Raw genomic sequence first — 23392 nt, 5'->3', positions numbered from 1 at the left:
TCGACATCTTCAGTCGTTACTGTCTGCCCAGGCAATGCTGGCAGTAACGGCACGTTGCCAGCCCTTTTTATAATTAGAAACTTGGGCGGCATCCATGGAGGGGCTAAATCGCTGGTCTTGTTTCCATTGACCTTGTATTTCGTCGATACTCGCCCAGTAGTTAACGGCCAAACCTGCTAAATAAGCCGCCCCCAAGGCGGTGGTTTCAATGATTTTTGGGCGAACTACATCAACGCCCAGTAAATCAGCTTGAAATTGCATCAGTAAATCATTAGTGACAGCGCCGCCATCAACCCGTAATTCGGCAATTTTTTCGCCAAGATCCGCTTCCATTGCTTTCAAAACGTCGTACGACTGCAGTGCAATCGCTTCTAATGCCGCGCGCGCCAGATGGGCCGAAGTCGTGCCGCGCGTAACGCCAAATATACTGCCGCGCGCATGGGGATTCCAATGCGGCGCGCCGAGCCCGGCAAAGGCGGGAACCATAAATACGCCATCACTATCTGGAACAGTTCGTGCCAGCTGTTCAATTTCAGAGGCGCTTTTTATCATGCCAATGCCATCGCGCAGCCATTGCACTACCGCGCCGCCGATAAAAATACTGCCTTCTAATGCATAAGTAACTTGATCGCCGATTTTCCAGGCGATGGTCGTGATTAAATTGTTTTTTGATTCAACGGGCTTATTGCCTGTGTTCATTACTAGAAAGCAACCTGTGCCGTAAGTATTTTTAGCCATGCCCGCTCTGGTACACATTTGTCCAAACAGGGCGGCATGTTGATCGCCCGCGATGCCGGCAATGGGGATGGGGGTGGCGAAAACAGTGCTTTTAGTGTGCCCGACAATTTCAGAGGAGGAGCGAACTTGCGGCAGCATATTGCGTGGAATATCCATTGCGGCCAGTAGTTCTTCGTCCCAATCTAATGTATGGATATTGAATAACATCGTGCGCGATGCATTGGTGACATCGGTCACGTGCAGTTCATGCTGCGTGAAGTTCCAGATTAGCCAGGTATCGACGGTGCCAAATGCTAACTCGCCGCGTTCGGCACGTTCGCGCGCGCCAGCAACGTTGTTGAGTATCCAGTTGATTTTGGTGGCGGAAAAATAGGAATCGATCGGTAACCCTGTTTTTGCGCGCACAATTTTTTCTAATCCACGGCTCTTTAATTCATCACAATATGCTGCTGTGCGGCGGTCTTGCCAAACGATGGCGTTATAGATAGGGCGACCAGTGGCGCGCTCCCAGACGATGGTTGTTTCACGTTGGTTAGTAATGCCAATAGCCGCTATGGAACTGCCATTCAACCCCATTTTAGTTACCGCCTCGGCGGCAACGCCTGCTTGTGTTGACCAGATTTCTTGCGGATCATGTTCAACCCAGCCCGGATGCGGATATATTTGCTGAAACTCTTTTTGCGCGACTGAAATAATATTTCCCGCATGATCAAATAATGCTGCGCGTGAGCTGGTGGTGCCTTGATCTAAGGCTAATATGAATTTATTTTCCATGTTATTTTCCATGAGTCTCAGCTTCAGTGTGGATAGTTGTTACGGCATGATCTAGCCATTGTTGTAGCCGCTGAATTGATTCTGGCGTAGCAGCCAATCCTAATTTTGTTCTGCGCCATAAAATATCGTCGACTTGTTGCGCCCACTCATGCTTGACCAGGTAATGCGCTTCCAACTCAAATAAACCGGGGCTGAGTTGTTCTCCTAAACCAGCCATATTCACTGCGCCATTTAATAACTGCGTTGCACGAGTGCCGTAGTTGTGTGCGTAACGTTTGGCTAGTTGCACGGGTAGCCAGGCGTGTTGTTGCTGGAATTCAGAGCAGAAAGTAGGGAAGTCGGCGTGAGGAATATCTCCGCCTGGTAGGGTTGCCGTCGCCGTCCAATCGGGTTGTTGAATACCCAAAGATGGGGTGAGCAGGTTGACAGCTTCTTCCGCTAAACGACGGAACGTAGTGATTTTTCCGCCAAACACGGACAGCACTACGGCTAGTTTGTGTGGTGTATCGAGTTCGAGTTGATAGTCGCGGGTCACGGCGGAAGGGTTTGCGGCATCTTCTTGCTCTAGTAATGGGCGAACGCCTGAATAGCTCCAAACGACATCGGAAGGGTGAATCGATTGTTTGAAATAGGTATTTGCGGATTCACATAAATATGTGATTTCGTCTTCGGTAATCGTGACGTGATTCGGGTCTTCCTTGTATTCCAGATCGGTAGTTCCGATTAAGGTAAATTGATCCAGATAAGGGATCGCAAAAATTATACGTTTGTCTGGGTTTTGAAAAATATAAGCGTGATCATGTTCAAATAATTTTTTTGTGACAATGTGGCTGCCCTTAACCAGTCGAACTTCATTACGTGGCGTGAGCGCGTCTGAATGAATAGCATTATTTAATAATGCGCTGGCCCAAGGTCCCGTTGCGTTGACGATGCAGCGGGCGTGGATATGAATAGTTTTTTGCTGCGCGTTAAGCAATTCTGCGTGCCAACCTTGTGCATCCGGTTTGGCTGAAACAAGTTTGGTGCGCGTCAAAATAGTCGCGCCGCGTTCTTGTGCATCCTTTGCATTCAGCACAACCAGACGTGCATCATCAACCCACGCATCGGAATAGACAAAACCTTTGGTGAAATTATCATGTAGTGGTGCGCCAGCCGGATGTTTTTTTAAATTGATGCCGCGTGAGCCAGGCAAAATATTGCGTTTGCTGAGGTGATCATAAAAAAATAAACCGATCCGTATCATCCACGCCGGTCGCAGATGCGCCACGTGTGGCATGACAAAACGTAGCGGGCTGATGATATGTGGTGCTGCGCGCAATAACACTTCCCGCTCTTGCAAGGCTTTACGAACCAAGCCAAATTCGTAATACTCCAGATAGCGCAAGCCGCCATGTATGAGTTTGGTTGAAGCTGAAGAAGTGTGGGAAGCCAAGTCATCTTTTTCACATAGCAACACGGATAAACCGCGTCCAGCTGCATCACGTGCGATTCCAACGCCGTTAATACCGCCTCCAACTACCAACATATCTACTTGTTTATTCATATTTATTAAGAATCCGTTGAGATGATTATGTGTAATGCGCACTATATTGAGCTATTTTAATGTTTTATCATCGCTTATTGAATTTTTGCCATAGGGAAATGGTACTAATTATTGGTTATTAATTAATCGGTGTGTTGATGATTTTGTTGAAATCCTTTCTAAGGAAAAACACATGTGTATTTTTAAAAATAACCATGTGTATTTTTTTAAATAAACAAAATTTCACTGTAATGTGTTTAAAAATCAAAATTTTTGGCTACACTATGAGCACATGAAAACCCGTGATACCACTACAATTTTTCAGAGAAATTTTAGCTATTGAGATCTAAATTATTTTCTTTTAAATCATCAAATTACTGCTTTAAATCCATACTGTTTTTAATAACTAATCCGTTTTTTCGGGTTCCATCAATTCATATTATTGCAATATTGCATTAATTCTAAGGAGATCAAACCATGAGTAACTTAAAATTCACTAGCGAACACGAATGGCTGCGTTTGGAAGACAACAACGTAGTGACAGTGGGCATTACAGATTATGCGCAAGGTCATTTGGGCGATTTAGTCTATATCCAATTGCCGGATGTTGGCGCTGATTATGCTGCTGGCGAAGAAGTTGCCGTGATTGAATCAGTTAAAACAGCGGGTGGTATTGCTATGCCGTTTGGCGGCACTGTTGTTGAAGTCAATAGCGCATTAAACGATGAGCCAGGGGTAGTGAATGAAGATCCGCTGGGCGCAGGTTGGTTTTTTAAAATGACCACCTCCGATGTAGCTCAAATGAGCACACTGATGGACGAAGCAGCTTATGACGCATATATCGCCAAATTAGGTTAGTGAGTGAACTGCAACGGATGAATCAAGAGAGCTTGCCACGACTGCGTCGCACATGGCCGCGTTGCAAATGCGCGCGATAGCTAGCTATCGCTGTGCTTTGCGCCTTGCCCTGCACGCCACAGCCGCGTCCTTCACTCTCAATTCATCCATTACAGTCCACTAGTTGGCTAGTGTCGTTTTAAGTTAGGTTTAATTAAGGAGTTATTATGGTTTTGCAACGCGCAGCACAAGAACATCACGAATTTAATTCGGAATTTATTTCACGCCATATCGGTACATCGTCGACGGATATTCAGTTTATGCTGACTACTCTCGGCTTTGCCACGATGGATGAATTTATCCGCAAAGTTATTCCGGCATCGATTTTGTCGGAACAGGCTTTAGAACTGGGACACGCCAACAATGAGCCGGAAGTGCTTCAGTTATTACGTGAAATTGCCGAGCAAAACCAAGTCCTTAAATCTTACATCGGCATGGGTTACTACAATACTCATACGCCGAATGTAATTCTGCGTAACTTGCTGGAAAACCCAGCTTGGTACACGGCTTATACACCGTATCAGCCAGAAATTTCACAAGGTCGTTTAGAAGCCTTGCTGAATTTCCAAACAATGATCAGCGATTTGACCGGTATGGAAATCGCCAATGCTTCGTTGCTGGATGAAGCTACTGCTGCAGCAGAAGCGATGACGTTTTGCCAGCGCATTTCAAAAAGTAAAAGCTCCGTGTTCTTTGTGTCGGAAGACTGCTTCCCGCAAACTATCGCGGTTATTAAAACTCGCGCAGAACCGATCGGTATTCAAGTTGTGGTGGGTGACCATCGCACTGCATTAAAAGATCTGGATTTCTTTGGCGTGTTGTTGCAATACCCAGCCTTGAGTGGTGAAATTTACTCTTACGCCGATACCTGCAAACTAGCGCACGACAAGCAGGCGATGGTTGTAGTCGCTGCCGATTTATTGGCGTTGACATTACTCACGCCGCCGGGTGAATTCGGTGCTGACGTTGCCATTGGTACTGCACAGCGCTTTGGTGTTCCGCTCGGTTTTGGTGGCCCACACGCCGCTTACTTTGCGACTAAAGATACACATAAGCGTCAAATGCCAGGTCGCGTTGTCGGCGTGTCGATTGATAGCCACGGCAACCCAGCTTATCGTCTGGCCTTGCAAACTCGCGAACAACATATTCGCCGAGAAAAAGCCACCAGTAACGTATGTACCGCCCAAGTTTTGTTGGCGAATATCGCCAGTATGTTTGCGGTCTACCACGGTCCTGAAGGTATTAAGCGGATCGCCAACCGCGTACATCAATTAACCGCTACGTTGGTAGCTGGTTTGAAGCAACTTGGTTATACCGTAAAAAATGAACGCTATTTCGATACGATTGAAGTAGTAACTGACACGCACACCAAAGTAATTCATGCAGTTGCTCGTGGAATTGAAATCAATTTACGTCAAATTGACGATGCAAGAATCGGTATTTCAATCGATGAAACCTGTACTGAAACTGATGTGCAAGATATTTGGGCAGCGTTTGCGGCAAGTAGCCAGCAAGTTCCTGATTTCAAAACGGTATTTGCGCAAACAGCAGAATGCATTCCAGCTGAACTACAACGCACCAGCGCGTATTTAACGCACCCGGTTTTCCAGCGTCATCGTTCAGAAACGCAAATGTTGCGTTATTTGCGTATGTTGTCGGACAAAGATTTGGCGTTGGATCGTACGATGATACCGCTCGGTTCATGCACCATGAAGTTGAATGCAACGGCTGAAATGATCCCGGTCACCTGGCCAGAGTTCTCCAATATTCATCCTTTCGCGCCAGCTGAACAAACGCAAGGTTATGCCCGTTTAATTACCGAGTTAGAGCAAATGTTAGTGGCTTGCACCGGCTACGATGCAGTGTCTTTGCAGCCGAATGCTGGCTCGCAAGGTGAATATGCTGGTTTGTTGGCAATTCGTGCTTATCACCATAGCCGCGGCGATGCACATCGTAATATCTGCTTGATTCCTAGCTCTGCGCACGGTACTAACCCAGCGACTGCGCAAATGGTCGGCATGCAAGTGGTAGTGGTGCAATGTGATGAGGGCGGTAACGTTGACGTCGCTGATTTAACTGCGAAAGCTGAACAGCACGCCGCTAATTTAGCTGCGCTGATGATTACTTACCCATCCACGCACGGTATTTTTGAAGCTGCGATTAAAGAAATTTGCGCAGTGATCCATACGCATGGCGGCCAGGTTTATATCGACGGCGCCAACATGAATGCAATGGTTGGTTTGTGCCAGCCAGGTAAATTCGGTGGTGACGTTTCGCATCTGAACTTACATAAAACATTCTGTATTCCACACGGCGGTGGCGGCCCGGGCGTTGGTCCTATTGGCGTTAAATCGCACTTGATCCCATTCTTGCCAGGTCATCATTTGCTGGAAAATCAAGCGTCACCAGTGTGCGCAGCACCGTGGGGTAGCGCCAGTATTTTGCCAATCAGCTGGACTTACATCAAGTTGATGGGGCAAGAAGGTTTAAAACAAGCGAGCCAAGTGGCGATTTTAAATGCCAATTACATCGCCAAACGTTTAAGCGCACATTTTCCGATTCTGTACGCAGGCGAGGGCGGCATTGTGGCGCATGAATGTATCGTTGATTTGCGTCCGTTAAAAGATGAAACCGGCGTAACTGTTGATGACGTTGCCAAGCGCCTGATGGACTTCGGTTTCCATGCGCCGACCATGTCATTCCCAGTGCCAGGCACTTTGATGATCGAGCCAACTGAAAGTGAAGATCGTATTGAGTTGGATCGTTTCTGTGACGCCATGATAGCTATCCGCGCAGAAATCGCCGACGTTGCCAGTGGCAAAATCAGCGCAGAAGACAGCCCGTTACGCCACGCGCCACATACTTCCATGACCTTAACTGCGGAATGGACGCATGCTTATAGCCGTGAACAAGCGGTATTTCCGATTGCCTCACTCAAAAACGGCAGCAAATACTGGCCGCCAGTTGGTCGGGTAGATAACGTGTATGGCGATCGTAATGTGATCTGTTCATGCCCGCCGTTGTCTGACTACGAGACCAACTAATCATAAAGGGATTGATAATGACAAACGCAACTGAAGCAACTGATTTGCTACGTACCCCGTTGTACGATTTACATCTGGAACTCGGTGCCAGAATGGTGCCGTTTGCCGGCTACCAAATGCCGGTGCAATATCCGCTTGGCGTGATGAAAGAACATTTACATACCCGCACTGCGGCAGGTTTATTTGATGTTTCTCACATGGGACAAGTACGTTTAAGCCCGTTGGCTGGTGCTGACGTCAATGCGGTAGCTACAGCATTAGAAACTTTAGTACCGATCGATGTACTCGATTTGCCATTAAACAAACAGCGTTACGCCGTGTTCACCAATGAGCAAGGCGGGATACTCGATGATTTGATGATCAGCAATATGGGTGACTCCCTGTTTGTGGTGGTGAATGCTGCCTGCAAACAGCAGGATGTTGCACATATGCGTAAGCATTTAGAAGGATATTGCAAAGTTGAAGAGTTGGCTGATCGCGCTCTGTTAGCTTTGCAAGGTCCGGCCGCAGCAGCTGTCATGGCACGTTTGTTGCCAGAAACAGAAGCAATGGTGTTTATGGATTCAAAAGAAGTTACTTTGGTCGGCGTGAGTTGCTTCATCAGCCGTTCAGGTTACACAGGCGAAGATGGTTTTGAGATCTCGGTACCTAATCAGAAAGCAGAAGAATTGGCGCGTTTATTATTAGCGCAACCAGAAGTCGCTGCCATTGGTTTGGGCGCACGCGATTCATTGCGTTTGGAAGCTGGATTGTGTTTGTACGGTCACGATATGGACGCCACAATTACTCCGGTTGAAGCCAGTTTGCTGTGGGCTTTATCTAAAGTACGTCGTGCCGATGGCGCGCGTGCGGGTGGTTATCCGGGCGCTGCCGCAATTCAAGCTCATATTGCTGACGGCGTAAGTAAAAAACGCGTTGGTTTGCAGATCAATGAAAAAATCCCGGTACGCGAAGGTGCGGAAATTGTGGATGCTGAAGGCACAGTAATCGGCAAGGTAACTTCAGGTGGCTTTGGCCCTAGCGTTAATGCTCCAGTAGCAATGGGCTATGTCAGCCTGCCATTCGCTGCCATTGGTACTAAGTTGCAAGCTATTGTGCGCGGTAAACCGGTGGCGGTTGAAGTCGTTAAAACGCCATTTTTTGCTCAACGTTATCACCGCGGCTAGTTTTTGCTGGTAGTTGGACGCGTTAAATAGTTCAATAAAAAAGGGGGAGCATAAAAGCTCCCCCTTTTTTTCATTAAAAAATCACCGTAATACGCGTTCCAGATATTGAAATTCAAGGTTGCTACAGATCTTCAATAAGGCCGAACTGCGCGTGCCGTAGTTTTCAGATTCAATACATGTAGAAGAAAGCAATCTTTCCATTTCTAAGCTCACGCCGGTATCCGGCAAGCGGTGATCTGGAGCGGGAATTGGGTTGGATAGCATTTCAAAAAATGCTTCTTGCGGCGCATGCTGGCACAATAAACTCGCCAGTTCTGCTTTGGTTTTGCTGACTTTGGGCCAAGGGGAATCTAAAGTTCCGTTGGACAAGCCATAAATGCCGGGCGTGAGTAACTGACCGTTGCGCGCATCTGACGTGTTCCGGTTGGAAAACCAGCATAATTCCTGACTGGTTTCACTGATTTCACCGACCAATAAATTAAAGCCATTGTAGTGATCGGCATGTTTAGAAATGCGTTGAATATAGCTTTCTACATTGTCCGCGCCGATTAAATAGTCTGAGACTAATTGCCCACGGCTTGGTGCATTTTGAATGACCTCCGAACCGTCGCGCACATTGGTGATAGCTGCAAATTTATAGCCGGCTTTATTACCTGCTGAATTATCTTGCCCTGCTAATTTAGTCAGTCCCATCCAAGTGCCACCTGCTTGCAAATCGCGTGGCGCAAAGATGTTGGGATGGTCGGCCCACCATGTTGCTGGCGCCGTTTCGCGGCTATAGTACTCATCGCGATTAGCCGCGGCAATTAACGGATACCCACCAATCACTTGCCATGAAAAAACGATTAGGCACATGGCAGTCCTCAGGAAGTTGGCTGGTCAGTTGATGCCAGTGTATCGTCTGGCAAAGGGTAGGGCATGGGCAGCCAGTTACAGACTTCGCCGCTGCTTAATTGAACTGTCGCGTCTTTCAGATAAGCCGTTTTAATTTCAATTAAACAGTCACTGCCATCAGCCCCGTTGGGTTGTGCATTAACCACCATGCCGCACGGTTGGCTGAGGTCGTCACTGGCAAAAACTTCCATGCCGCTGTGTACGGTTGCGCTGTTAATTTGTGCTAACACCATGCGGCGCTTTTGCTTGCCGAGATATTGGCTGCGTGCCACGATTTCCTGGCCGGGATAACAGCCTTTTTTAAAATTAACGCCGCCGATTAATTCATAGTTAATCATTTGCGGCACAAATTTTTCTTGGGTGGCTAAGCTGATGTGCGGAATTCCCGCATGTATTTCTGACCAGCCCCAAACATGCTCAGGCAAGCTTGGAGAGATTGCGAGTAATGCTGGCCAAGCTTGCTCGGCAAATTCCTTGGTCGTAATCCACTGGTAGCGCGCTATTCCCTGTGCATCAGCCAGGCGCAATAGGGTGCCCGATTCATTGTTTACCAGCTCATACGGCGCGACGGGTAACGTTGGAAACCATTCTGCTAATTGGGCTGCGGCATCGGCACCTAAAATCCCTAAAATGGCAGAAGTAGGACTGCTGTGATGCAATTTAACCTGTGCTCGCATAACAAACATTTGTAAGCGTTTTTGCAAGGCTTCTTGCAATTCTGCCGGGACTTCAATGGTGATGGTGTCGGTAGCAGATTCTGTCGTTTTCCATATCAGCATACTGGCTAACAAGCGTCCTTTAGGCGTGCAATATCCCGCTAAACATGCGCGGTTGGCGGCTAATGATTTAATGTCATTGGTGAGCTGACTTTGCAAGAAATTAGCGGCATCAACGCCACTAGCCGTGATTAGCGCAAATTGCGATAATTTACAAAAACCGGATAAGGAATTATTAAGAGGTTTAGGTAGTGTTAATGCATGCATATTGTGAAGGCCGTGAAAGAATTAAATTAGTTGAGACAGTATGGTTATTGGGTATTTGGCATTATCATTACGGCTTATTTTTACTTTGCCTTAATTCGCAAGGTGCGCTCAAATGAGCATAAGTTCCAAATTATAAATCTGTTGCAAGAAACACGTACGATTAGGGTTATTTTGAAAAAATTATTTAGCTTATTTTTGTTGTTGGCACTGGCTGCTGGCGCTGGCTTTGTTTATTGGGCAACGCAACCGATCTCAGGCAGTGCGCATGAATTCACGATTAAACCGGGCAGCAGTTTGCGTAGCAGTAGCCAGCAAATAGCCAATGCCGGTGTGCCGATCCAGCCTATTTTATTTGAAGTATTGGCGCGCTTGAATAAGCAAATAAACAGTCAAGACAGTACTTTTAAAGCAGGTGCATTTGAAGCGGAAGCGGGGATTACACCGTTAGCCTTGTTAAGTAAAATTGTGCGCGGTGAATTTTCCCAGTTCAGTTTTGCCTTGATTGAGGGTTGGACATTTAAGCAAATGCGTTTGGCCATTAGTCAAAATCCTTTCCTACAACACGACACAGTCGAATTTTCTGACGCAGAAATTTTAGCCAAGCTAAACAGTGAGTATGATCAGCCAGAAGGACTTTTTTTTCCTGATACGTATTTATTTCCCAAGGGTGTGAGCGATATGGACGTGTATAAGCGCGCTTATAGTCAGCTTCAGCAGCATTTATATACTGCCTGGCAACAGCGCGATGTTGCGGCGACACCTTTAAAAACTCCATATGAAGCATTGATTTTGGCGTCTATCGTAGAAAAAGAAACTGGCATGAAATCGGATCGGAATATGATCGCCGGTGTATTTGTTAATCGCTTGCGTAAAGGCATGTTATTGCAAACCGACCCGACAGTAATTTACGGTATGGGTGATCAATATCAAGGCAAAATCCGCAAACGCGATTTATTACAAGACACACCGTACAACACGTATACGCGCACTGGTTTGCCTCCTACGCCGATTGCGTTAGTCGGGATGGAGTCGCTCATGGCGGCATTAAATCCGGCACACACAGACGCACTGTATTTCGTTGCGCGTGGCGATGGCAGTAGTCAATTTTCCAGCAATTTAGATGACCATAATCGCGCTGTAAATCAATTCGTCCGATGAACCAATCAAACAAACTAAGTAAAACCATGAAGACAGCAAAACTGATTACCTTTGAAGGCATAGACGGGGCGGGTAAATCTACCCATATTCCTTTTGTAGTGAGCTTATTAGAAACAGCTGGGCACACGGTGGTTAGCACGCGTGAACCCGGTGGAACAGAGTTAGGTGAGCAGCTACGTGCCTTGTTATTGCATCAATCTATGCATTTGGAAACTGAAGCATTACTGATGTTTGCAGCAAGACGTGAACATATAGCTCAAGTGATAGCGCCAGCATTGGAGCGTGGTGATTGGGTAGTTTCAGATCGCTTTACCGATGCAAGTTTTGCTTACCAGGGTGGCGGTCGTAAATTAGCATTGGCCAAGTTAGAGGCGTTGGAGAAATGGGTGCATCCCGATTTACAACCAGATTTGACCTTGCTCTTTGATGTGCCGCTAGAAGTTGCTCGCAGCCGTTTGGATGCGGCGCGTGATCCAGACAAATTTGAACAGGAAAAGGCTGATTTTTTTGCGAATACCCGTGCGGAATATTTACGTAGGGCGGCTGAATTTCCAGCACGTTTTAGAGTGATTAATTCAAATCGTCCGATTGAAGAGATTCAGGCGGAGTTGAGCGGGATTGTGCAGTCGCTGTAAATAGTGCGATGGGTCTGTGGGGCGTGTGGGGAGATGAAGATGGTAGTTGAGGATTGCCTCATCTACCATCATTAAATCAACCTACCAGAATTGCCACCAAGATTTTTCTTCTTTGCTAGCATGCGTAAATTTGCTGTTAGGGAAGTTCGTTGTGAACACGCGGTTAGCATCGTCACGTAATTCGATTAAGCCCATTTTGTCATAGCTATTATATAAAACATATAACGCTTCTTCAATAGCCGGTGCATCAGGATATTCTTTGATGGCAGATTGTGCCCGATTAGCCGATGCTAAATAAGCACCGCGACGGAAATAATATTTGGCAACGTGCAGATCATATTGCGCCATGGTGTTGACCAAATATTTCATGCGTAACAACGCATCTGGCGTATATTTGCTGCCTGGAAAACGCGTTACCAATGCTTTAAATGCATCAAATGCCTCACGTGCCGCTTTCGGGTCACGTTCCGTCATGTCTTGTTTTGCCAGCGCCTGGAAGAAGCTGACTTGGTCATTAAAGTTGACCAAACCGCGTAAATAATAAATATAGTCCAGATTTTCGTGATTTGGATGCAATTTAATGAAACGTTCTATCGAAGCAAGCGCCTGCGCTTGATCACCTTGTTTATAATAGACGTATGGAATTTCCATTTGCGCTTGTTGCGCATAAGTACCGAATGGGAAACGCGATTCTAACTTTTCCAAGTTTTTAATGGCACTTTCATAACTGCCATTTGCCAAATCACTTTTCGCTTCCTGATACAGTCTTGCCGCAGACCAAGTTTTGGTTTCATCCGATTTTTCTGGCAAGAGACCACAAGCTGATAACCCGAAAACGGTGATGAAAATCAGGACTGTAACGGAGCGTAAGCGTTTTAATGAATTTTTTTGCATGAGGTTTTGCATGAGCACTTTTAAACAATTTTTCAATTATATCCGATGGGACTTACTGTGATAGCAACTATTCCATCCAATTTACACGGTTCAGAAATCCACCCTGACGAGCTTACAGGTGATCTTGCCGATGAGTTCGCCGAAGAGTCTGAAGCAAGTTACGCTTTTAACGCGACACCGATTATATTCAAATTAGACGAAGATGTGTGCGGAGATCGCTTAGATAAAGTAATCGCCCGATTAATCCCGCAATTTTCTCGTAGCCGGCTGCAACAATGGATCGTTTCCGGCCATGTGACGGTCGACGGCGTTGCCGGTCGCGGCAAAATGACTGTGTTGGGCGGCGAAGAAGTCATCGTTTATCCACAGCCAGCACCTGAAGATAATGCTTATTCGCCAGAAAACATGGCTTTAGATATCGTATTCGAAGATAAAAGCATGCTGGTGATTAATAAGCCAGCCGGTTTGGTGGTGCATCCAGCTGCTGGTAATTGGTCGGGTACCTTGCTCAATGGTCTGTTGCATCATTTCCCCGCCATTTCTGGCGTACCTCGTGCCGGTATTGTGCATCGCCTGGATAAAGATACCAGCGGCTTAATGGTGGTAGCTAAAACTCTGGAAGCGCAAACTGATTTGGTGCGCCAATTACAAGCGCGTACCGTTAAGCGCGAATATCTGGCTCTTGTTTGGGGCAGACCAAATCTGTCCGGCACCATCGATTCACCGATGGCCAGACATCCTCGTGACCGCATCAAAATGGCGGTATCAGATAGTCCATCTGCGAAACCTGCCGTTACCCATTTTCAACGGATTGCCATCGGCGTGCTGGATGGAAAACCAGTCAGCTTAGTTGAGTGTCAGTTGGAAACAGGCCGTACTCATCAAATCCGTGTACATATGGCGCATTTGGGCTTCCCTTTGGTTGGTGATGTTTTATATGGCAAACAGCATTTGGCGAGCTATTTTAATCGTCAGGCATTGCAAGCGCGTCGTTTAGGTTTGCTTCATCCTAAAAATCAAAAAGAATGCTCCTGGCAAGTCGGGTTAGCGGATGATATAGCCGCGTTGTTGGTCAGTGCCGGAATTGAGTATGCCGCCTAGCTGTATCTTAAAGCCTGATTGGCCGAATTTGCCTTCGCAAATAGGCGCATTAACTACGCTGCGAACTGGTGGCGTTAGTTGTGCTCCATTTGATGATGGCAGCGGCGTTGATGGCTTTAATTTAGGTACGCATGTTGGCGACCAAATTGAGCATGTTTTGCAGAATCGGTCTTTACTTGCTCAGTTTTTACCAGATATGCCGCAATGGCTATCGCAAGTGCATGGCACCACGGTGTTGGATTTAGGCTCAATTGTGGAAAATGCCAAAAGTGGTCTGATTGCCGATGCCTGCTTTACTACTCAAGCTAACGTGGTTTGTGCTGTGCAAACGGCAGATTGTTTGCCAGTGTTATTTTGTGACGCTAAAAATGGGGTGGTCGCTGCTGCACATGCCGGTTGGCGTGGTTTGGTAGATGGCGTGCTTGAAAATACCCTTTTGAAAATGCAAGCAGCCGGTGCAGAATCCAAACATATCTTGGCTTGGTTAGGTCCTGCAATTGGGCCATTAAAATTTGAAGTAGGTGCAGAAGTGCGTGCGCGGTTTATGGAAGTTGATCCATGTGCAAGCGCGGCATTTAAGCCGGGCAAAGAACCTGGCAAATTTTATGCTGATATCTATCAATTGGCACGGATGCGTTTGCAATGTGCCGGAGTTGTTCAAATTTCTGGTGGAAATTTTTGCACTGTTAGCGAGCCAGAAAAATTCTATTCTTATCGGCGCGATGGCGTGACAGGGCGCATGGCGAGTTTGATTTGGATTAAAGGAGTAGTCTAAATTTCAGTTTATTATTTTATTGAATGCAAAATTTAATTTTTTGTTTCCAATTTTTCGCAAGGTTTGCTACTGTCATGTTGTTGTCTTTTTAAATCGCTATTGTGTTGTTCTTGAGATTTGTCGATTTTAGGTTTTTTGCGGCTCGTGAGATACCAAACAAGTCCCAGCGGAATCGCACAATAAAACGTGAATGTCATTATTCCCGCGATAATGGAAGACTCGGTAATCGCCATCATTAAAACAACGTAAATCCAGCCTAGTGCGATGATGTGCATAAGTTTAATAAAGTAGTAGTTTGTGGAATTGTCCGTCTAGTTATGATCCGAAATTGGCCAGAACAGGAGAAGCATGAAATCATTTGATCCAGAAGCACTTGTTGCAGCAATGCTTACTCAGCTAAATACGCAACCGCAATGGCAGGCATGGACCGCGGCGTATCATACCATGCCCAACATGTCCCCTTTTTTCAATCCTCCTGCCGCTATATCTTCAACTCCGGCCCCAGTTTTTCCTTCGACCTTTATGCCCGCCACGGCAATGCCCGACATGTCTAAGCAAGTTTCTACCTTGCTTAAAGACTTGGGTGGCAACTTAGATCCACAAGTCGTTAATCAGTTGCAGCAAGAGTATTTCGAGAAAATATCTACCTTGTGGCAAGACATGCTGCAATCTAAAGCGGCGGTGCTGGATGACCGGCGGTTTAAATCACCCGAATGGCATAACTCTTCCTTGCACGCCTATTCTGCCGCTTCTTACTTATTAAATGCACGCTACCTGACCGCATTGGCTGAAGCGGTGCAGGCGCCAAAGCGTGCCAAACAAAAAATACTTTTCGCGGTTGGACAAATTGTTGATGCGATGTCTCCCGCCAATTTTTTAGCGACTAATCCTGAAGCGCAGGGCAAATTAATCGCAAGTCATGGTGAAAGCTTGACCAAAGGCATGAGCAATATGCTTGCTGACATGCAAAAAGGACGGATTTCACAAACAGATGAAACTGCCTTTGAAGTTGGTCACAACGTGGCAACGACTGAAGGACAAGTAGTCTTTGAAAATCATTTATTTCAATTAATTCAATACAAGCCACTCAGCGGCACAGTGCATCAACGGCCCTTGTTAATGGTTCCGCCTTGCATCAATAAATACTATATTTTAGATTTACAGCCTGAAAACTCACTGGTGCGATATGCGCTGGAGCAAGGTCATTCTGTGTTCTTAGTATCTTGGGTAAATCCAGATGCGGAGCTAGGGACGATTACTTGGGATGATTATGTGGAAGCGGGTGTGATTGAGGCAATCCATGTGGTTCAAGCTATTTCTGGTCAAGATAAAATCAACACCTTTGGCTTCTGCGTCGGTGGAACCTTGCTTTCAACTTCTTTAGCGGTATTGGCTGCACGTGGCGAACAAGCGGCTGCCAGCGTCACATTATTGACGACGCTGCTAGACTTTGAAGATGCGGGCATTTTGGAAGTATTTGTCGATGAAATGCAAGTTGAAATGCGTGAAACTAGTATCGGCCAAGGCGGTTTAATGTCAGGTCGCGATTTAGGTAGTGCATTTTCCAGTTTGCGTCCGAATGATCTAGTGTGGAATTATGTGCAGGCAAATTACCTGAAGGGCGAAGAGCCCACTGCGTTTGATTTGTTGTACTGGAACGGTGACGGCACCAATTTGCCGGGCCCGATGTTTTGCTGGTACTTGCGCAATACCTATTTAGAAAACAATTTAAAACAGGCCAATAGACTTATCGTTGCTGGTGAAAAAGTTGATTTAGGTAAGATAGACGCGCCGGTGTTTGTCTATGGTTCACGCGAAGATCATATCGTTCCGTGGACGGCGGCGTTTGCCTCGTTATCTTTATTGAACCCTAAAAAACCATCTAAAAATCGCTTTGTATTAGGTGCTTCGGGGCATATTGCTGGAGTGATTAATCCTCCTGCAAAAATGAAAAGAAATTATTGGTCAAATAATAAGTCGACAAAAAATTCACAGGAATGGATGGATGGTGCGCAACTGCATGCCGGTAGCTGGTGGCCGGAATGGTCGGAGTTTTTGGCTGAACATGCAGGGAAAAAAATTAAAGCGACGGCAAAGATGGGCAATGCAAAGCACAAAGTCATTGAACCTGCGCCAGGACGTTATGTAAAAGTTTCTTGCTGAGTCATGTCAACACGCCCTAACTCAGCATTGAATACCTCGAAAAATTAAATCGGAGAGCAAAATGAAAAAACGTATTGCATATGTAACTGGCGGCATGGGCGGAATCGGTTCCTCAATTTGTAAACGCCTGTGTAAAGATGGTTTTACTGTGGTCGCTGGTTGTGGTCCTAATTCAATGCGTAGAGAAACTTGGTTAAAAGCAATGCGTGATGAAGGCTATGATGTTCATGCTTCGGAAGGCAATGTTTCTGACTGGTATTCAACTAAAGAAGCATTTGAAAAGGTTAGGGCTGAAATTGGTGAAGTGGATGTGCTAGTGAATAACGCCGGTATTACCCGTGATGGTCAATTCAGAAAAATGTCCCATGAAGATTGGGATATTGTTATTAACACAAACTTAAATTCGTTGTTCAATGTCACCAAGCAAGTTATTGACGGCATGGTTGAGCGTGGTTGGGGTCGTGTTATTAATATTTCGTCGGTGAATGGTCAAAAAGGGCAGTTTGGTCAAACCAACTATTCCACGGCCAAAGCGGGTTTGCATGGTTTTACAATGGCTTTAGCGCAAGAAGTGGCGACCAAAGGCGTTACCGTGAACACCGTTTCTCCGGGTTATGTTGGTACCGACATGGTTAAGGCAATTCGTCCTGATGTGCTGGAAAAAATTGTTTCCGGTATTCCTGTAAAGCGTCTGGCTGAGCCGGATGAAATCGCATCGATCGTTGCCTGGATTGCGTCAAATGAAGGTGGTTATGCCACTGGCTCCGATTTTTCAATTAACGGTGGCTTACATATGGGGTAATCAATCTCTGTGCAGGATTAAGGGGGGAGCTGGCATGGCTCCCTTTTTTATTGTCGTCGTTGTATTTTGAAAATCCTTTACTAACAAGCAAGAGACATTGCTATAATCGGCCAAACAACACGATTAAAAAAGGATTGTATGCTTGCTAGGCGCAGCATGCGAATCTGCCAATAAAACTGAGACACCGATAAATCTACGGTCGATTTGATTAACAAATTATTCCCCTGCCTAATTATGCAGGGCGATAAATTCATTGGAATAACCATGAGTAGCGCAAAAAAATCATCCGAACATTTAATTAAAAAATACCCTAATCGTCGTTTGTATGACACGCAAACCAGCACTTACATTACGCTTTCTGATGTAAAACAACTGGTGATGGACAGTGATGTTTTTGTTGTGGTCGACGCAAAAACCAATGAAGATTTAACCCGCAGTATTTTGTTGCAGATTATTTTGGACGAAGAAGCCGGTGGTTCGCCGATGTTTTCCAGCGCAGTTTTATCGCAAATTATTCGCTATTACGGCCATGCCATGCAAGGCATGATGGGTAATTATCTGGAAAAAAACATACAGGCATTTATTGATATTCAACACAAATTAGCTGAGAACTCGGTAGCTAATTACGATGGAAAACCATTCAGCCCTGAAATGTGGACTCAGTTCATGAACATTCAAGGCCCAATGATGCAAGGCATGATGGGCAATTACATTGAACAAAGTAAGAGCTTGTTTGTGCAGATGCAAGAGCAGATGCAAAATCAAACTTTGGGCATGTTCACGACTTTCCCGTTTGGTGCAGATAATAAACCTAAGTAGTTAGGTTCTTTGTAGGGATATCCTTCGTTGATCAACCAAGGATATCCCTGCGTAGTCCGCCACGTATCACATCTGCTTAAACAAATGCACGTAGCTGCGGCTCACTTCCAGTTTTTCTGTTAATCCCTTGATCTGCACCAAATGACGGCCGCGCATGTCGCGAATTACGCCGTCGATAGCTTTGGCGTTCACCAAGGTAGAGCGGTGGATTTGCCAAAACAGGTTAGGGTCCAACTCTTCTACTAATTCCCGTACCGGCTTTCTTATCAGCGCTTCGACCGTCTTGGTTTGAACCCGGGTGTATTTTTCATCCGACTGAAAAAATAAGATTTCTTCGACCGGAAATAAGCGTAATTCAGAACCGATGGACGCTTGTATCCATTGCAGATAATTCGGTTTTTGAGTGATTTGACGGCTTAGCTGGGCAATTAAGCTACTCATGTCATTCGGCGTTTGGGCAATGCGTTTTTTCAGGCGATCTACCGTCAAACTTAAGCGATCCACATCGGCCGGTTTCAACACATAATCGATTGCGCCGTGCTCGAATGCCTCAACTGCATATTGGTCATAAGCGGTAATAAACACGATATGCGTTAAACCGGCAATTGCCTGCGCTGCTTCGAGCCCGGTTTTACCCGGCATACGAATATCTAAAAAGGCGAAGTCAGGCTGGTGCAGCTTGACCATTTCTATCGCTTCCTCGCCATTTTTGGCTTGCGCGACGATCTCAAGTTCTGGCCAGACTTGTTGCAGGCGCAGTACAAGTTGGTCACGCATTAAACGTTCGTCGTCAGCAATGATGGCAGTTGGCATAGGAATGATGTTGATGGTTATTTTTAATGCTACCTAGTGTATTTTATTTCTTTCAAAACAACAACATGGACTTGCGAAAAACCGCTCCAGCCGCGTTACGCTCTCCTTGCCGTACTAAAAGTACTGTCTGCGTCAGCGTGGTGTAGTCGGGGTTTCAGGTGATATATCGCCTGCCGGCGGAACGAACTTCCCATGCCGGGGAAGTTTCCTTAGCGACCTAAGGATGTTCAGCCTTGCTGGAACAGTTTTACGTAAGTCCTAAATTATTAAAAAAATAGAGCATAATAATGCTCTATTTTTTTTTGCTGCTTATCTTAAACTTGCATCAATGGTGGGTAAATTGATATGGAATTTCTATCGTTACCGCTACACCAGTTGGGCTATTCGGCGTAATAATAAACTGGTAGTTACCTTGATACAGCAGGGCTAACCGTTCACGAATGTTTTGTAAACCCAGTCCGGTGCCATTGCTAGGAACCGCACCAAAACCTAGACCATTATCCGAGACCGAGACCCGTAATTTATTGTGTGCAACCTCAGCACTGATAGTTACCTTGCCGCCTTCTGCTTTGGGTTCCAAGCCGTGTTTAATGGCGTTTTCAACTAATGTTTGCAACATCATGGATGGGAAAGCAGCAGAGCTTAAACCTTCAGGTATCGATATTGAAAACTCCAGCCGTTCTTCCATCCGCATTTTTAACAAGGTTAAATATTCCTGCACAATACCCGCTTCGCGTCCTAAATTAGTGCCGTTTGAATTTTCACGCATTTGCGGAATTACAGCTCGTAAATATTGAATCAAACTACGTTGCATGGCAGAAGCACGTGGTGGATCTGTTTCAATCAAATGCTCTACCGACGCTAATGTATTAAATAAAAAGTGCGGTTCAATTTGTGCCTGCATCATTTGCATTTTTGCTTCAACGACCTGGCGACGCAAGGATTCACGTTCGGCAGCTTCCTGTGCCGCCTGAGCCAATATTTCGGCACGGCGTTTGCCTCCCATTAAAGCTTTAATCCCGAATAAACCAAACAAGGACAGCATGATTAAACTCATCAGCCAAGTTGATTGTTTTTTGCGGTAACTCTCCACTTCGTGTTCATTTGCATCCGCGATTTCATCATTAATTACTTTGCTAATGTCATCACTAACGCCCGGCGGCAATTTGACGTGGATTTCATCATCATCAATGGGTTCTTTCGCATTGGAATTGCTCGGCGTCGTATTGCTTGAATCTACTGAATCCGCTGGCGTTGTTGATATTGTCGGCGGTGCAGGAGGTGCCGGTGGGATAGAATTTTTATTTTTTCTGATGTGAATACCAGAATTATTAATTTCAATATCACTGTCACGATCTGAGAAAATTTTACTTGACGCTGAATGCGGTTTTTTTGTGACGATTACTTTTTCATCGGAAGATAAAATCTGATCCTGGGTAATCGCACCCATGATCATCAGTACGATTGCAAACAGAACGAACTTCATCCAGGAAAGTTCGGTGACCCAATTGGTCACTTTTTCAAAAAAGCGTGTGAGCATGCTGATTAAGCTGTCAATAAACTCTTTAACTAAGATAAGGGTTGGCTGATTCATGATAGGCACGCTTTTTATTGTGGTGATAGTTTAACAGTGAGTTGCTTACTTTATGGCAATATGTAATTCAGATTGTTCAGTTTTCGTTGGCTGAGTTTGGTTTTGGGCCAGCATTTCAACATCGTATTGGGCTTTTTCAAGCACGCTCATACGCTTCCCAACAATAACAACTTGCGGCACATTGAGCTCGGCTTGCGCTGGAATTGCTTTCATGTCGGTAGTTTTGTGATCAACATTAATAGTGGTAAATGCAGTTGCAAACAGGGTAGTCACAGCGACGAGTGCGATGGCTTGGCTAAACTTTTTCATGATCTTCTCCCGTGAGGGTTAATGGCGATGGAGTCACTTTAACCAAGTGCCTAAGTGCACGTAGTGGGAATGCGACAGTCTGCAAAAAAAAGGGGATGAATGGAAGAATTTAGGGCTGTAATAGATAATAAATTGCTTGCAACGGTCTGTTTTTCTGATGGGTTTTACTGTGAAAAACGAGGTGTTTCATAGGTAAAAGCAGGGGAGTAAGCACTATTTACTATACTCCCTAGCTTTTTGAAAATTTAACCTATCCAATGGCTATTGGCGCAATGAAAACTATATTTTAAGCTCAATGTACAGTTTCGCTGTTAATGGTAAAAAATCAAATATATGTATAGGGCTTGCTAACTGACTGCCCCTTCAACGTGCTCTACTAATAACTGCACCCGAGTCACGCCGTTGTATTCATTAGCATCTAGCCTAAATGCTACTTTGACTTTGGCGGGCAGATTGTCGGTGTGGCCGAACCAGATGGCGTCATAGCGCTGGCCGTTTTTTTCCAGCATCAGTTTGAGATGGCGTTCTTTTAATACTCGCTGTGAAATCAATCTGAATTCATCGCAAAAAGTGGGGGCGGGAAAGCCTTGGCCCCAGACCTGTTGTTCTAAAAGATGAATGAAATCAACGCTGTAATAGGCATCTTCCAGTACGCCGTCCGTTTCAATAATGCGTTCCAGTTGAGCGGGTTCCAACAAATGTTTGCCGACTGCTTCAAATGCCGCTTGAAATGCGGGTAGATCGCCAGCGGCAATTGTTAAGCCCGCCGCCATCGCGTGACCGCCGAATTTTTGGATTAAGTCTGGGGCGTGTTTGGAAACCAAATCTAAAGCGTCGCGCAGATGGAAGCCGGGAATCGAGCGGCCCGAGCCCTTAATAATGCCATTGCCGCCGGGGGCGAAGGTGATAGTCGGGCGATAGAATTTGTCTTTTAAGCGTGAAGCCACAATGCCGATCACGCCTTGATGCCAGCTTTCGTCGAATACGCACAAGGTGGTGCTGTCTTGTGGTTGGAAGTCGTCCAGTATCAGTAAGGCGGCGTCCTGCATTTCCGCTTCTTTTTCACGCCGTTCAATATTTAAGGTATTTAATTGTTGGGCAATTTCCCAGGCTCGGCCTTCGTCGTCAGTGGTTAGGCATTCGATGCCGATTTTCATGTCGTCCATGCGGCCAGCGGCGTTTAAGCGCGGGCCTACCGCAAAACCTAAATCAAACGGTGTGGCAGTTTGCGGGTTTCGTGCCGCGACCCGGAATAGTGCGGCTATGCCGGCGTGCATTTTTCCGGCGCGCATGCGTTTTAGGCCTTGCGCTACCAAGATCCGGTTGTTGGCATCTAATTTGACTACGTCGGCGACTGTGCCTAGTGCGACTAAATCTAGCAATACATCCAATTTAGGTTGAGTTGCCGCATCAAACTGACCGCGTTGCCGTAATTCGGCACGTAGCGCGAGTAATACATAAAACATCACGCCGACACCGGCTAGATTTTTGCTTGGGAAGCCGCAATCAGGCTGGTTGGGATTTACGATTACGCGCGCATCTGGCAAGGTGGCAGCGGGTAAGTGATGATCAGTCACCAGTACTTCAATGCCGCGTCGATTTGCTTCTGCGACACCTTCAATGCTGGCAATGCCGTTGTCTACGGTGATGATAATGTCTGGTGCGGTGGTGCGCTGGGTGAGTTCGACTATCTCCGGCGTTAAGCCATAACCGTATTCAAAACGATTCGGCACAATGTAATCAACCTGCGCGCCTAACATGCGTAAACCGCGTAAGGCAACGGCGCAGGCGGTGGCGCCATCGCAATCGTAGTCGGCTACGATTACGAACTTTTTTTGTGCGGCGATGGAATCTGCTAAAAAAATTGCTGCCGCTTCAATGTGGAGCAGGCCGGTTGGGGCGTGTAGGGCTTTGAGTTCTGATGATAATTCGCTGGTGCTGGTTACGCCGCGTGCTGTGAATAAGCGGGCTAATACTGGGTGTACGCCTTGCTGTCTTAGTAGTTCCGATGTGCGGAAGGGGTAGGGGCGGGTGCGGATTTGGCTTGGTTTTGTTGTTGAATCGGATGTGTTCATGTGATTTAAATATCCTGATATTACGTAGACTTAAATTAAATACTTTCGCGGTAAATTTAAGGCTGCGGGTCGGGGGTAGCCCGACAGCTACTTACCTTTTTTGCTTCGCTGTTTAGACGTGGGACATAGGTAACGGGTGTATCCAGACATGGGTAACACATTTAAGCCGAATTAGTTGCAGCGCGCAAGTCGATTTTAAGAATCTTCTGGCGACAGTAAAATACATTAAATACACC

General features: G+C 46.0%; 20 protein-coding genes. 10 read left to right on the top strand and 10 right to left on the bottom strand.

The annotated features are described in order from the left end of the window. Positions 1-9 precede the first annotated feature (9 nt). A complete protein-coding gene (gene glpK / locus S2091_RS17960) occupies positions 10-1512 on the bottom strand; it encodes a glycerol kinase GlpK (protein WP_105533339.1) in 1503 nt (500 codons plus the stop codon). A gap of 1 nt (position 1513) precedes the next feature. Further along, the gene (gene glpD / locus S2091_RS17955; RefSeq protein ID WP_423828249.1) at positions 1514-3061 is read right to left on the bottom strand and encodes a glycerol-3-phosphate dehydrogenase; all 1548 of its coding nucleotides are present in this window, start codon (positions 3059-3061) and stop codon (positions 1514-1516) included. A 450-nt stretch (positions 3062-3511) separates the two neighbouring features. Between glpD and gcvH the strand changes: the two genes are divergently transcribed. The 3 genes from gcvH to gcvT all read left to right on the top strand — a co-directional run bounded on the left by gcvH (position 3512) and on the right by gcvT (position 8141). Further along, a complete protein-coding gene (gcvH, locus tag S2091_RS17950; protein WP_105533337.1) occupies positions 3512-3892 on the top strand; it encodes a glycine cleavage system protein GcvH in 381 nt (126 codons plus the stop codon). Positions 3893-4098: 206 nt separating this feature from the next. Beyond that, positions 4099-6975, top strand: a complete 2877-nt coding sequence (gene gcvP, locus S2091_RS17945) for an aminomethyl-transferring glycine dehydrogenase (RefSeq protein ID WP_105533336.1) — start codon at positions 4099-4101, stop codon at positions 6973-6975. A 17-nt stretch (positions 6976-6992) separates the two neighbouring features. Next, the gene (gene gcvT, locus S2091_RS17940; RefSeq protein WP_105533335.1) at positions 6993-8141 is read left to right on the top strand and encodes a glycine cleavage system aminomethyltransferase GcvT; all 1149 of its coding nucleotides are present in this window, start codon (positions 6993-6995) and stop codon (positions 8139-8141) included. A gap of 81 nt (positions 8142-8222) precedes the next feature. On the opposite strand, the gene S2091_RS17935 is transcribed toward gcvT, so the two are convergent. Both S2091_RS17935 and ygfZ read right to left on the bottom strand, forming a co-directional pair. Then, positions 8223-8996: an NRDE family protein gene (locus tag S2091_RS17935; RefSeq protein WP_105533334.1), complete on the bottom strand. Its 774-nt coding sequence runs from the start codon at positions 8994-8996 to the stop codon at positions 8223-8225. Between the two features lie 8 nt (positions 8997-9004). After that, positions 9005-10018 (bottom strand): CAF17-like 4Fe-4S cluster assembly/insertion protein YgfZ, encoded by a 1014-nt coding sequence (ygfZ, locus tag S2091_RS17930; protein WP_105533333.1) that lies wholly within the window; start codon positions 10016-10018, stop codon positions 9005-9007. Positions 10019-10189: 171 nt separating this feature from the next. Between ygfZ and mltG the strand changes: the two genes are divergently transcribed. Together mltG and tmk are read left to right on the top strand one after the other, a co-directional pair. Continuing rightward, positions 10190-11176, top strand: a complete 987-nt coding sequence (gene mltG, locus S2091_RS17925) for an endolytic transglycosylase MltG (protein ID WP_105533397.1) — start codon at positions 10190-10192, stop codon at positions 11174-11176. Positions 11177-11202: 26 nt separating this feature from the next. Further along, a complete protein-coding gene (gene tmk, locus S2091_RS17920) occupies positions 11203-11811 on the top strand; it encodes a dTMP kinase (protein WP_105533396.1) in 609 nt (202 codons plus the stop codon). An 81-nt stretch (positions 11812-11892) separates the two neighbouring features. On the opposite strand, the gene S2091_RS17915 is transcribed toward tmk, so the two are convergent. After that, positions 11893-12705 carry an outer membrane protein assembly factor BamD gene (locus S2091_RS17915; protein ID WP_105533332.1) on the bottom strand — a complete coding sequence of 271 codons (813 nt, stop codon included), beginning with the start codon at positions 12703-12705 and terminating at the stop codon, positions 11893-11895. A 45-nt stretch (positions 12706-12750) separates the two neighbouring features. Between S2091_RS17915 and S2091_RS17910 the strand changes: the two genes are divergently transcribed. Together S2091_RS17910 and pgeF are read left to right on the top strand one after the other, a co-directional pair. Further along, positions 12751-13806 carry an RluA family pseudouridine synthase gene (locus tag S2091_RS17910; protein WP_105533331.1) on the top strand — a complete coding sequence of 352 codons (1056 nt, stop codon included), beginning with the start codon at positions 12751-12753 and terminating at the stop codon, positions 13804-13806. Beyond that, positions 13796-14581, top strand: a complete 786-nt coding sequence (gene pgeF, locus S2091_RS17905; RefSeq protein ID WP_105533330.1) for a peptidoglycan editing factor PgeF — start codon at positions 13796-13798, stop codon at positions 14579-14581. The genes S2091_RS17910 and pgeF overlap by 11 nt, the downstream gene beginning before the upstream one ends. Positions 14582-14613: 32 nt before the next feature. Here the strand turns inward: pgeF and S2091_RS24095 are convergent, their stop codons facing one another. After that, positions 14614-14856 (bottom strand): hypothetical protein, encoded by a 243-nt coding sequence (locus S2091_RS24095; RefSeq protein WP_105533329.1) that lies wholly within the window; start codon positions 14854-14856, stop codon positions 14614-14616. A gap of 73 nt (positions 14857-14929) precedes the next feature. Between S2091_RS24095 and phaC the strand changes: the two genes are divergently transcribed. The 3 genes from phaC (at position 14930) to phaR (ending at position 18365) form a co-directional block, all read left to right on the top strand. Continuing rightward, entirely contained in the window at positions 14930-16744 is a 1815-nt protein-coding gene (gene phaC, locus S2091_RS17895) for a class I poly(R)-hydroxyalkanoic acid synthase (RefSeq protein WP_105533328.1), read from the top strand. Between the two features lie 61 nt (positions 16745-16805). Continuing rightward, on the top strand, positions 16806-17546 hold the full coding sequence (locus S2091_RS17890) for a 3-ketoacyl-ACP reductase (RefSeq protein WP_105533327.1): 741 nt from the start codon (positions 16806-16808) through the stop codon (positions 17544-17546). A gap of 264 nt (positions 17547-17810) precedes the next feature. After that, entirely contained in the window at positions 17811-18365 is a 555-nt protein-coding gene (gene phaR, locus S2091_RS17885) for a polyhydroxyalkanoate synthesis repressor PhaR (RefSeq protein WP_105533326.1), read from the top strand. Positions 18366-18431: 66 nt separating this feature from the next. Here the strand turns inward: phaR and S2091_RS17880 are convergent, their stop codons facing one another. The 4 genes from S2091_RS17880 to recJ form a co-directional block, all read right to left on the bottom strand. Then, complete coding sequence (locus S2091_RS17880) at positions 18432-19178, bottom strand: LytR/AlgR family response regulator transcription factor (RefSeq protein ID WP_105533325.1); 747 nt, start codon at positions 19176-19178, stop codon at positions 18432-18434. Positions 19179-19503: 325 nt separating this feature from the next. Then, positions 19504-20772, bottom strand: coding sequence for a sensor histidine kinase (locus S2091_RS17875; protein WP_105533324.1), 1269 nt, complete (start codon positions 20770-20772; stop codon positions 19504-19506). Between the two features lie 45 nt (positions 20773-20817). Continuing rightward, positions 20818-21081, bottom strand: coding sequence for a hypothetical protein (locus S2091_RS17870; protein WP_105533323.1), 264 nt, complete (start codon positions 21079-21081; stop codon positions 20818-20820). A gap of 347 nt (positions 21082-21428) precedes the next feature. Beyond that, positions 21429-23156, bottom strand: a complete 1728-nt coding sequence (gene recJ / locus S2091_RS17865; protein ID WP_105533322.1) for a single-stranded-DNA-specific exonuclease RecJ — start codon at positions 23154-23156, stop codon at positions 21429-21431. Positions 23157-23392: the final 236 nt, after the last annotated feature.

This window comes from Solimicrobium silvestre (assembly GCF_002976435.1).
Lineage (GTDB): Bacteria > Pseudomonadota > Gammaproteobacteria > Burkholderiales > Burkholderiaceae_D > Solimicrobium > Solimicrobium silvestre.
The sequence above is the reverse complement of the archived record's forward strand: the minus strand, read 5'-3'. Positions and strand labels throughout refer to the sequence as shown.

Excerpts from the sequence above, each read along its gene's own strand:
- S2091_RS17935 (WP_105533334.1), bottom strand. The coding sequence starts at position 8,996 with ATGTGCCTAATCGTTTTTTCATGGCAAGTGATTGGTGGGTATCCGTTA.
- ygfZ (WP_105533333.1), bottom strand. The coding sequence starts at position 10,018 with ATGCATGCATTAACACTACCTAAACCTCTTAATAATTCCTTATCCGGT.
- S2091_RS17875 (WP_105533324.1), bottom strand. The coding sequence starts at position 20,772 with ATGAATCAGCCAACCCTTATCTTAGTTAAAGAGTTTATTGACAGCTTA.
- S2091_RS24095 (WP_105533329.1), bottom strand. The coding sequence starts at position 14,856 with ATGCACATCATCGCACTAGGCTGGATTTACGTTGTTTTAATGATGGCG.
- gcvT (WP_105533335.1), top strand. The coding sequence starts at position 6,993 with ATGACAAACGCAACTGAAGCAACTGATTTGCTACGTACCCCGTTGTAC.
- S2091_RS17870 (WP_105533323.1), bottom strand. The coding sequence starts at position 21,081 with ATGAAAAAGTTTAGCCAAGCCATCGCACTCGTCGCTGTGACTACCCTG.
- glpK (WP_105533339.1), bottom strand. The coding sequence starts at position 1,512 with ATGGAAAATAAATTCATATTAGCCTTAGATCAAGGCACCACCAGCTCA.
- tmk (WP_105533396.1), top strand. The coding sequence starts at position 11,203 with ATGAAGACAGCAAAACTGATTACCTTTGAAGGCATAGACGGGGCGGGT.
- phaR (WP_105533326.1), top strand. The coding sequence starts at position 17,811 with ATGAGTAGCGCAAAAAAATCATCCGAACATTTAATTAAAAAATACCCT.
- gcvH (WP_105533337.1), top strand. The coding sequence starts at position 3,512 with ATGAGTAACTTAAAATTCACTAGCGAACACGAATGGCTGCGTTTGGAA.
- S2091_RS17910 (WP_105533331.1), top strand. The coding sequence starts at position 12,751 with ATGGGACTTACTGTGATAGCAACTATTCCATCCAATTTACACGGTTCA.
- recJ (WP_105533322.1), bottom strand. The coding sequence starts at position 23,156 with ATGAACACATCCGATTCAACAACAAAACCAAGCCAAATCCGCACCCGC.
- gcvP (WP_105533336.1), top strand. The coding sequence starts at position 4,099 with ATGGTTTTGCAACGCGCAGCACAAGAACATCACGAATTTAATTCGGAA.
- pgeF (WP_105533330.1), top strand. The coding sequence starts at position 13,796 with ATGCCGCCTAGCTGTATCTTAAAGCCTGATTGGCCGAATTTGCCTTCG.
- S2091_RS17915 (WP_105533332.1), bottom strand. The coding sequence starts at position 12,705 with ATGCAAAAAAATTCATTAAAACGCTTACGCTCCGTTACAGTCCTGATT.
- phaC (WP_105533328.1), top strand. The coding sequence starts at position 14,930 with ATGAAATCATTTGATCCAGAAGCACTTGTTGCAGCAATGCTTACTCAG.
- S2091_RS17880 (WP_105533325.1), bottom strand. The coding sequence starts at position 19,178 with ATGCCAACTGCCATCATTGCTGACGACGAACGTTTAATGCGTGACCAA.
- S2091_RS17890 (WP_105533327.1), top strand. The coding sequence starts at position 16,806 with ATGAAAAAACGTATTGCATATGTAACTGGCGGCATGGGCGGAATCGGT.